This window comes from Photorhabdus kleinii (assembly GCF_025384885.1).
GTDB classification, from domain to species: domain Bacteria; phylum Pseudomonadota; class Gammaproteobacteria; order Enterobacterales; family Enterobacteriaceae; genus Photorhabdus; species Photorhabdus kayaii.
This window is the reverse complement of record NZ_JAJAFY010000034.1, coordinates 46,084-56,721: the sequence shown is the minus strand read 5'-3', so window position 1 is coordinate 56,721 and position 10,638 is coordinate 46,084. Positions and strand designations below refer to the sequence as shown.

Here is a 10,638-nt window from a genome sequence, read left to right as displayed (position 1 = left end):
TTTAAAATAAATAAGGCGAGAAAACATTTCTCGCCTTAATTTAGTGTTTCAAGTAATACAAAAACCTTTTAATTATCTATCAATAAGAAAGGTGCTATGCCGATAATTTTTTCTGTTATGAGATTATGATGTAGATTTACTGCAATAATAGAATAAATAATTGCTCCATCCGGCGTGAGAGTCGCCGATCGTTTAGAGCGTGAAAGAATCACCGTTGCTTGTAGTTTGGGTTCATAACCACCGCCAAGACCGGTATCATGTACTGATTTCATATTTATTCTGTTTAATTCTTCACGACAGGCAACAAAGGTTATTTCATCATATTTTGCCATCCTTTCATCGGTTTTCAGCAGCGTAAAAATATCGGACAATTTTTTACGATTCCCCGCTTCCGGGCTGACTAACAGTGCGTCATATTTATTGATATTCGTACTGTCTGTTCTATTTTTCCATACTGCCGCCTTCACTTCCTCATCAGGCATTTTCTCATAATATTTGATACCGTAATTTCTTACCCTGCTATGATTAACTGTATTGGCTTCTACTCCAGTGGCTAGCCGATAATTTTCAATATCATTAGTAGCCATATTCTGAATATCGTTCATGGTAAACGTTTTATCACCTATTCTTACATTAGCCAGACTTGCTGTGTTGCCTGCTTTAATTGTTGCATAAGGTTGTACAGTTAAGCCGCTATTACCTAATGTAACATCAAAGGGAGAATTCAATAGATTTTCCGGTGATTCCAATAATGTCTGACCGTGAGGACCAAGAAATTGAATCGTTTTTCCCGCGGGGACTTGCGTCGTTGCACTATCAGAGAAAAAATATCCATGTGAACTCAGCATTAATCTATTCGCTGGTTCATTAGGTACTGTCCATAATTCGAATGCACCGCCAAGCTCAATTTTTTGTGGTTCAAGTTGAGGATATTCTTTTTGTAAAAGTCCAATTCTGAATTGTGCTTTTCTTTTTCTAATATCAGCTGATCCAATATCTATATCCATCCCTGGTTTTTTATTCTCTTTTCGCCATTCCTTCACTCTATTACGGTAATCAGTAGCTGATTCACCGGGCATTTTTTCAGGTTTTCCACTACCCACACCCATGACATTGCGATGTGATTCATTTATGTTTATTTTGATGTCTGTCAATGGAATTTGACTATCGCCTTTACCATAATAAGGTTGAATAACATACTCGCTTTCACCTTTGAATATGGCATATTCTGTTCTGAATCTATTTTCAGTCAATAAGGCAGAATTGTTTTCTAATAAATAGTCGGAATTACTGAAATCAAATAACGTATTTTTATCATTGGAGTAATATTTTGTTCCCACAATGCGTGATTCTTCCAGTAAAGAAAAACCGCCACTGACTTTTTGATCAATTATTTTATTATCGATAGAGGTAAACCATGTTGGGTAACGATTATAATAGATATGTAGCATCTCATGATATAAAGCGATAGCAGGTTCACGGGAACGCCAGGGCTCCTCGACAAGTTTTTCTTCTGTGCCAATCAGGTGATTCTCTGGATCAAAGGCAATACTGCTACCGGCGCTATTACGGGCATAAAATTGACCATCTTTTTCGCGTACAATGGCACTCATCATTGGAGGTTGTATATTTATACCCTGTTTTTCCAATTCCTGAATAACGATATTTCCGGAAGGGATTTCACTTATTTCATCTAGTACGTGAGTGACTTGATTAATAAATAGATCATTACCTGTTATTGTGATCCCGACAGGAGGAATATCTACACGGTTACTCTCTATGGATGTGTATTGTATAGTTTTTGGGATATTACCCGAAGAGTATTTTGGCATCGGTGTGCTAGGTATTTCTTCAATAGCTAGGGCAATTTTATTGATTGCTGATGCATTAGGTAATTGATTTCCAACAGGATAGATTTCTCTCAATAGATAAGGCAGTTCGGTTTTGATGGCATTAATTTTTTCAGCCGAAATACTGAGGTTTTTTGGTAATGGATTGTTTTGTAATGGTAAGGTGACTTCACGTATCCAGGCTTGTTGGATATTCACTATCTCTGTGTTGAGTAGGGCTTGTTTATTTCCAAGTTTTAGGGATTTCTCCAAGAAATGGGTTAATGTGTCAGTAATATCTGATAGTTTATCGATATCATACTTTTCATGATCTTTGAATGCGGTATTGATATGAATAAATGCATCCAATATTTTATCATTATTAATATTACTGCGTGCTGCTTCAAGTTCCTGATCTATTTTTTTACTCTGCTCCAGGATAAGAAATTTATTAGATACATCGGTATGAGTAATCCAATGGCCATTTTTATCTAATTTCACCGCAGGCCAGTAACTAAATTGTTCTGGATAAGCCGGGTTGGCTACTCGCCAGGTGTGGTTTGCTTCATCCCATTTGACTTGATAATTAGCACCAGATTCCTTTATATAGTAGTTCTGTTTAATTGCTGTTTCCACATTAGCAGGGTGTATTGAATAGACCCCTTTATATATTCCCTCATTTGCATGAGGGACCATTTCGTCGAGTGAAATATTGCTGACTTTCCATTCATTTTTAAGTTTACCAATCCCTCTGGTACTTTTGCTAAAAATATCGGCGAAACTTTTCTCAAGTTTAATGCTATTTTTTATCACACCTACTGCGCTTACAACTCCTCGGTAAGTTAAGGTCAGTGTTGATCTAATCGGTAAAGGCTCGATTAAATCAATTAATCCGCCGAGCAGAATGCGAGAAGATTGACGCAAAGTGATTACGCCATGCTCTGGTAATGTTCTGATAACCGCTGTAATTAAAGCTCTTCCGGTTAGACCGGCTTGTCTGAGGCGCAATGTGGTCTGTGTGACTTTTGCGGCCATTGATTCAGTCAATGACATACCTAGGGTAGCAACAACTAACAGCACATTTGCTGTATCAAAGACAATGGAGCCAATATCCTCTCCAGTTAATTTATATTCACTATCGGTTGTTGCTTTATAGATAACATTATAGAAAGGAATAAGAATGGTTGCCGCGATATGCCAACCAGAGGTAATATCCAGCGCCTGTTTACTTTTTATTGCAATATCGTTTAAGCCTTGCTGTATTATTGTTGTGGTAACAGAAAGTAAGTTCTCTTCTTTATGAAAATTAAATTTAGGTGAACCTGTGAAGCTAATTCCGACATTCATTCCTGAAGTTATACCGTAATAATCATTCCAAAATGCGTCGTAAGAATATTTATATCTGTTTGTTTCTGAGAAACCACTCAAGGTTTTGGCCCGTACATAGCCAATCGGGAAAAGTCTTTTTCCTGTACGAACCATTCTATTTGCCATTAATATCCCCATACCTATCTCTATTTTTTGCTCAATTAAAAATAGTGCATTGGGTCTAGACATAGCACGTAAGGTGGGTTGGCTATCAACTTGTTGTTGGGAATATTTTTTTGCTTTCACTCCTCCTTGTATTGTTGAGACAACCAACCAATTACCCTGATACATTTTTATCATGGCGACATTTCCCATGCCGTGTTCGACTGAATAGAGAAAGGCTTCTTCTGGTGGATTAACAATTTCTTCGGCAGTTAATTGCGCAGCCGGAGATGAAAGTATTAACTTACTGAGTGAAATGGATTCATAATGACTGTATTTGTTTTTATAAACATTAAATTGCTCATTAAAATTATATTGTGAATCAAATTTATCTCTCTTTTTGAAATCAATAAAAGAAAAATATCCTGCTGGCTTTACGTTGCTTTTATTGAAAGGATTAAGTTTTTGCTTGTCATTTTCAAATAATTTTATTGTTTCTAATGTAGAATACTTAAATGCTTGTTCCTCATTGGAATTCTCTTTTCTCATTCGATAAATGATTGCGGCTGTTAAAATAATACAGCCTTCCATTTCAATATGTTTTGATTCTTGAGAAAGAACATGATCAGTATCATAGTGAATATTATGTTTTTTAAATAATAATTCAGCCTGATCTTGGGCAAAAATGATATCGCGATAATCACCATGACCTTGAGTCATTTTTCCGATTTTAGGGGCAATCTGATATAATAGGGCACCTAATGAAGATAAGACTAATAAATGATACTTAGCAGCTTGTAGAGTTTGCAGTTCAAAAATATCTTTCTGACTATACTCGGTACGATGTTGTTTTTTTAATGCTACCTCTTCTTTGGCTAGTAGAGCTAATAGTATGTCATCTCCAATGCTGATACTTTGGTTTGTTTCTGGATGAGTAATCGGAATGCCTGGATTAATATTATTAGCAGAAATTAAACTATTCACCTTTTCAATGCCTTTTTTATAGGATTTGAAAAGATCTTCTTTATCTTTGATTCGTTGGTTATAATCTGATTTTTCTTTATCACTTAACGTTACATTGCCATCTGACATAAAAGTTAGCAATACATCTGAATAGACCTCATCATCGATTTCTCCGGTAGAGAATGCCTGACGATATATTTTTAGTAAAGGTTCTTCCGCATTGATACCCAGTTCCTGCCATATATCGGCTTTAGTTTGATCTGAATTGACTTTATTTTTATTTATGCTTGCTAATTTTTCATGAATTTCTATTTTTGATATTAAAATATTGATTGCTGTATCGATATCAGAACTATCATAATTTTTTATGAAAAAAAGGTTGAATATATTGTTAATGTTATGCAGTAACTCAGAGTATTTTATTTCGGAATATTCATTGAAAACGGCGTTCACAGCTTGTTTTAAAGTTTGTTGTAATTTAGTTGAGTATTTATTATAAGAAAATAAATTTTCTATGATATATAGACTCACTTTTTTAATATCAGAGGTTATCCAAGTTGGATAGTCTTGATTGCCTTTTAATAGGTAAGTAAAAATATTGTCACTATTTTTATAATTTTTCGTATTATATTTAAAATACTCTCCATTGACCACGGTATATTCATTTTCTTTTGATTGATAGGCATCGTTTTTATTTTCTACATCATATTCAAAATGTGACATATAACCCTCCAAGTTGATTAAATTTATTTAGCTATATAGCTACCGTATCCATCTGATTTATAGAAATGATTGCTCATATAAAAATATTATTTTTTGATTTTAAAGTCACAATCGTAAGGCAGGGTAATTATAGTTAATATCAGTTAATATCAAATACCAATTAATAACATTGTAAAATTATTAATTAGTATAACTATATATAAATATTTATTTATAGTTTTTTATAATATGGTTAAATATAAGACAATGTATCCGTTGAGGAGTGGGCTGATAAGGTCTCTGTGGTTAATACGGGGTATTTATTAAAAACACTCTATAGCGAGTAGTAAACAGTAGAAATAGTAAATATTTGTAAAGAAGTGGAAAGGGAAATGTTATCACTGTGAGGGGATAATGATAATGGTTCAATATAGTGACACCTCGTATCGAACAGAACGAGATGTAAGGTTAGAACAAACTACAGCGATTAAACTGTAGTTTGACTCAGAAAGGGTTCAATTAAGGGAAATCAGGCCGTAGGGCGGGCGACAATATTACGCGTTTCCATTCTGACTTCATCAATACGAACATCAAGAATATCGTTCAATTGGTAAGCGACTTCACCTTTGATAATCACTGTACCGGTCTCTTGGCTACATTGCAGCTCATCACGCACGGCATGTAGGAATGGTGCCGGTATAAAGGCCACTGCACCGTTATCGACCAGTCGGACACGTAAACCACCACGGGTGATATCAATGACTTCTGCGGTAAATCGTTGTTCTGTTCCTGCGTGTGGTTGCAGGAAGCGGGCATACAGCCAATCCCCTACATCTCGTTCAGCCATACGATTCAGTCTGCGACGTTCAGCCAGTTGTAAACAGGTTTCTTCTGAGGGTTGTTTCACATCCGTTTTTTGAATAATCGCTTTCAGTAAACGGTGGTTAATCATGTCGCTGTATTTACGGATCGGTGACGTCCAGGTGGCGTAAGCATCAAAACCGAGACCAAAATGAGGGCCGGGTTCAGGTCTAATTTCTGCGAAAGTCTGGAAACGACGAATGCGACTATCAAGGAATTGTGTTGGCTGTTTATCCAATTCACGGCGTAATTTGCAGAAGCCGTTTAAGGTTAACAATTCTTCTGTGTTAGCATCGACACCATTTTCTTTCAGTAATTCAACCACTTGTTCAATTTGCAGTGGCTCAAAACCCATATGGACATTGTAAATACCAAAACCTAACTTATCGCGTAGTATTTTTGCGGCGCACAGGTTAGAAGTGATCATGGCTTCTTCAACAATACGGTTAGCTGTGCGGCGTTGTTCTACTACGATATCCAGTACGTAACCATTATCATCGAGGATGAAGCGATAATCAGGACGATCTTTGAAAATAAGCGCATTTTGGTGGCGCCATTGGTTACGGCGATCACTCATTTCCTTCAGGAGCGTGATTTGAGCCTTAATCGCTTCGGAAGCAGGTTCCCAAGTCCCGGTTTCTTCCAGCCAGTCAGAAACTTCGTCGTAAACTAATTTAGCTTTTGATTCAACCCAGGTAGAGAAAAACGCAATATCATCACTCAGTTGACCATCTTCCAGAATAGAAACTTGACAAACCAATGCCGGACGACGAGCGTTAGGGCGCAGAGAGCATAAATTCTCTGACAGGTCGCGTGGCAACATGGGGATATTAAAACCCGGCAGGTAGTTAGTGAAAGCACGTTGATGGGCGATTTGATCCAGTTCGCTGTCAGCCGCAATATAAGCTGTTGGATCAGCAATGGCGATGCTGAGTTTCAGGCTACCGTCATCTTGCTTAGCAATATGCAAAGCATCGTCCATATCTTCCGTGGTTGCACTGTCAATAGTGACAAAATCCAGCGACGTTAAGTCAATGCGCTCAAGATCGCCATCGTTCATCTGGCAATCGGTAGCCATAGCGGGAGCATCACGTTCCAGGTTATGGCGAGTGAGTGTTACCCACCAAGGGGCGTAGTGATTGTCGCCTTCAGTGATATAGCCGGTAATTTCTGCATGAAAACCACGGCTGCCTTTCAATGGATGATGACGCATTTCAGCGACAGCCCAATCACCATGTTGAAATGGATGAGTGACCTGATTGGTCGGCCGGCAAGGGATAGCATCTTTTAGCAGTGGGTGATCAGGAATGATCCATAAACGGTTATCATTTTCTTTTTTCTGGACACGGCCAACGAAGCGACTTAGAAATGGTTCGACCAATGTTTCTGGCTCGGCGATCTCTCTTTCTTTATCAGTATGAATAGCGGCAGTCACTCGATCGCCATGCATAACTTTTTTCATGTGTGGGGGAGGAATAAAATAACTTTTTTGCCCATCGACTTCTAAGAATCCGAATCCTTTTTCGGTACCTTTGACCAAACCTTCTACTCGAAGTGTTTGGGAATGAAGTTGCTGTTTTAGCTGTGCAAGCAGCGGGTTGTTTTGAAACATAATATCCGCGGAGAAAGTTGAGGGTTATTATCAGATAGTTTTTTAGAATAACAGTTTTACGCGAATTGATGATGTCGAGCAAGCAACATCTGCAAAATAGCGTAAAACAGTATGGAAATTGCAATGAAAATTACAATAGTTACTCAGGGTAAATTTTTTCTTTAAATTCACATAGATCTTCAATAATACAGGAACCACAACGAGGTTTACGGGCTATGCAGGTATAACGACCGTGTAAAATAAGCCAATGATGACAATCAACTTTAAATTCAGCCGGGACAACTTGTAGTAATTTATTTTCGACTTCATTGACATTTTTACCGGGCGCGAATTGAGTACGATTACAAACGCGAAAAATATGGGTATCGACTGCAATAGTCGGCCAGCCGAAAGCGGTGTTTAATACCACATTGGCTGTTTTGCGGCCAACACCTGGCAATGCCTCCAATGCAGCACGATCTTCGGGAACCTCGCCAGCATGTTTTTCCAGTAATATCTGGCAGGTTTTAATTGTATTTTCCGCTTTGGTGTTATACAGACCGATAGTTTTTATATACTCTTTCAGCCCATCTACACCAAGGTCAAGTATTGCCTTGGGGGTATTAGCAACCGAATAGAGTTTCGCTGTGGCTTTATTAACGCTCACATCTGTTGCTTGCGCTGAAAGCAGTACTGAAATAAGTAACTCAAATGGTGTTGTGAAAACTAATTCAGTTGTTGGCTTTGGGTTGTTATCCCGTAAACGCGTTAAAATGTCGATACGTTTCTGCTTGTTCATATCAAATGGAACTGTCCTATTCTGGTAACATGGTTATTGCACGGCTTTTTTCTTTTATTGCCCTAGTTTTCATTTTTTCGTCAATAAGATATTTCGCTGCCAGCATTAATCCCAAACCGATAAAAGCGCCGGGTGGTAAGATCGCTAACAGGAAAGGGGAATCCATATGAACGATTTCTATTCGTAATACTTTAGCCCAATTACCCAGCAGTAAATCAGCGCCATCAAATAGGGTTCCATTGCCGAGAATTTCTCTAATAGCACCAAGAACAAACAGGGCAAAAGTGGCTCCTAATCCCATTGCTAAGCCATCAATCGCAGAGGGCATAATTGGATTTTTCGCTGCATAGGCTTCAGCACGGCCGATAACAATACAGTTAGTCACAATCAGTGGAATGAAAATCCCCAATGATTCATACAGACCAAAAGCGTAGGCGTTAATCAACATCTGGACAGCACTTACAACCGAGGCGATGATCATAACATAAATTGGAATACGGATCTCATTGGGTACCCAACGACGCAAGCTGGAAACCGCAATGTTGGTACAGACTAGAACCAGTGTCGTTGCCAGCCCTAAGCCGAGCGCATTGGTTGCAGTGGAAGATACGGCTAACAGTGGGCACAATCCTAGCAGTTGTACTAAAGCGGAATTGTTTTTCCATAGCCCTTGGATAAATAATTTTTTGGTTTCACTCATGATTTTTCTCCACAGGATTCTAGAGAAGAGAGATGTTTAGGTATAGTTTGTAAATAAAGTGTGGTTCGTTTGACTGAGTTTACCACGGCGCGTGGGGTAATAGTGGCGCCGGTAAATTGATCAAATTCACCGCCATCTTTTTTCACTGCCCAGTGCTGGTCATGATTTGATGTGATGGTTTTCCCTGAGAATACATTAATCCAGTTTGAAATCCGGGTTTCAATTTTATCCCCTAGTCCTGGGGTTTCATGATGTTCTGTAACCCGTACACCAAGTACTTTTCCCGAGAAATCTGCGCCAACCAGTAATTGAATAGCACCGGAATAACCATCCGGTGCAGTACTTTCTAACGCTGCCGCTACGGGTTGACTATTTTTACGGGCTAGATAGAGACGATGAGGCAAGTTATTGCCCAGAGCATCCGCATTGACTAGATAACACTCGTTTTGTATATCATTGTCGTATAGGGCAGGCGGAATAACCTGATCAAGCAGCGACTTGTGCTGTAGTGCGGCTTGTTCTGCGATAGTACTTTTGGTGAGTGAATTCACGACAGCCGTCAACCCGGTGGTAATTGCAGCAAAAATGGCTAGTGTGATGCCGTGACGTCGCATGGTTTCTAACATAACGGCTCCTTATTTATGCCCGTAAACGCGGGGTTGGGTGTAATGATCAATGAGTGGCACGGTGATATTCGCCAATAAGACCGCAAATGCTATGGCATCAGGATAACCACCATAAACACGGATAACCCAGACTAATAAGCCGATCATGGCACCAAAAACCAAACGACCTTTGGGTGTCGTGGAAGCACTGACGGGATCGGTTGCAATAAAGAATGCACCTAGCATGGTTGCACCGGAAAACAGTTGTAATAATGGTGGCGAATAATGAGATGGATCAATCAACCAGCTAATGAGTGCGCATAAGCCTAATACCAGGATAAATGCCACAGGAATTTGCCAGGTTATCACTTTTCTGTTCAGCAGAATCAACCCACCAACAAGATAAGCAATGTTGACCCATTGCCAGCCAATGCCAGCCAGAGATCCTTGCAATATAGGTTGGCGAAGAACGTCATCAATATTGTGAGTCAATAAACCGGTTTTGAAACTATCCAGCGGTGTAGCCTGGCTAATTCCATCGAAACCTTGTTGCAACTGCTGTAATGTTGTGCCATCGGGAGTATGACCGCTGAAGATCACCATCAGACTGTCTAGCGGTGTGATTTGTGTTGCCAGTAAATCCATAGGAGGCAACCAGCTGGTCATTTGCACTGGGAATGATATTAGCAGTACGACATAACCGACCATTGCCGGATTGAATGGGTTTTGACCAAGGCCACCGTATAAGTGTTTGGCAATAATTACCGCAAAGGCAGTTCCCAATACAATCAGCCACCAAGGAGCCAGTGGTGGAAGGCTGATCCCTAAAAGTAAACCTGTCAGTAATGCAGAATTATCCTGCAAACGAGGCATAATTGCCTGTTTACGCAAAGATAGGGCAAATGATTCTGCAAGTAGGGCGGTAATCACTGCAAGCAGGAGCTGGAACAAGGTACCGTAACTAAAGAAGTAAGTTTGTACTGCAATACCGGGGATCGCTGCCAGCACAACCCACAGCATAATGCGGCTGGTACTTTGCTGATCGTGTGTAAAAGGCGAACTTGCGACTTTTAGTTTTTTATTGTCAATTTGAACGGGTCTGAATTTCATTTATAACA

At 39.2% G+C, this 10,638-nt stretch carries 6 protein-coding genes; all 6 read right to left on the bottom strand.

What is annotated here, in order from left to right; genetic code table 11:
- Window positions 1-68 precede the first annotated feature (68 nt).
- Window positions 69-4,985, bottom strand: a complete 4,917-nt coding sequence (locus LG003_RS15860) for a type III secretion system effector protein (protein WP_262981135.1) — start codon at window positions 4,983-4,985, stop codon at window positions 69-71.
- A 508-nt stretch (window positions 4,986-5,493) separates the two neighbouring features.
- Entirely contained in the window at window positions 5,494-7,437 is a 1,944-nt protein-coding gene (locus LG003_RS15855) for an exoribonuclease II (protein ID WP_112878188.1), read from the bottom strand.
- Between the two features lie 139 nt (window positions 7,438-7,576).
- The gene (gene nth, locus LG003_RS15850; protein WP_112878189.1) at window positions 7,577-8,215 is read right to left on the bottom strand and encodes an endonuclease III; all 639 of its coding nucleotides are present in this window, start codon (window positions 8,213-8,215) and stop codon (window positions 7,577-7,579) included.
- Between the two features lie 16 nt (window positions 8,216-8,231).
- Window positions 8,232-8,915, bottom strand: a complete 684-nt coding sequence (locus LG003_RS15845) for an electron transport complex subunit E (protein ID WP_112878190.1) — start codon at window positions 8,913-8,915, stop codon at window positions 8,232-8,234.
- Window positions 8,912-9,541 carry an electron transport complex subunit RsxG gene (rsxG, locus tag LG003_RS15840; RefSeq protein WP_112878191.1) on the bottom strand — a complete coding sequence of 210 codons (630 nt, stop codon included), beginning with the start codon at window positions 9,539-9,541 and terminating at the stop codon, window positions 8,912-8,914. Before rsxG ends, LG003_RS15845 begins: the two co-directional genes overlap by 4 nt.
- 9 nt (window positions 9,542-9,550) lie before the next feature.
- On the bottom strand, window positions 9,551-10,630 hold the full coding sequence (gene rsxD / locus LG003_RS15835) for an electron transport complex subunit RsxD (protein WP_112878192.1): 1,080 nt from the start codon (window positions 10,628-10,630) through the stop codon (window positions 9,551-9,553).
- Window positions 10,631-10,638: the final 8 nt, after the last annotated feature.

What these genes read in the sequence shown, in the direction of transcription:
- LG003_RS15860 (WP_262981135.1), bottom strand. Translation starts at nt 4,985, where the DNA reads ATGTCACATTTTGAATATGATGTAGAAAATAAAAACGATGCCTATCAA.
- LG003_RS15855 (WP_112878188.1), bottom strand. Translation starts at nt 7,437, where the DNA reads ATGTTTCAAAACAACCCGCTGCTTGCACAGCTAAAACAGCAACTTCAT.
- nth (WP_112878189.1), bottom strand. Translation starts at nt 8,215, where the DNA reads ATGAACAAGCAGAAACGTATCGACATTTTAACGCGTTTACGGGATAAC.
- LG003_RS15845 (WP_112878190.1), bottom strand. Translation starts at nt 8,915, where the DNA reads ATGAGTGAAACCAAAAAATTATTTATCCAAGGGCTATGGAAAAACAAT.
- rsxG (WP_112878191.1), bottom strand. Translation starts at nt 9,541, where the DNA reads ATGTTAGAAACCATGCGACGTCACGGCATCACACTAGCCATTTTTGCT.
- rsxD (WP_112878192.1), bottom strand. Translation starts at nt 10,630, where the DNA reads ATGAAATTCAGACCCGTTCAAATTGACAATAAAAAACTAAAAGTCGCA.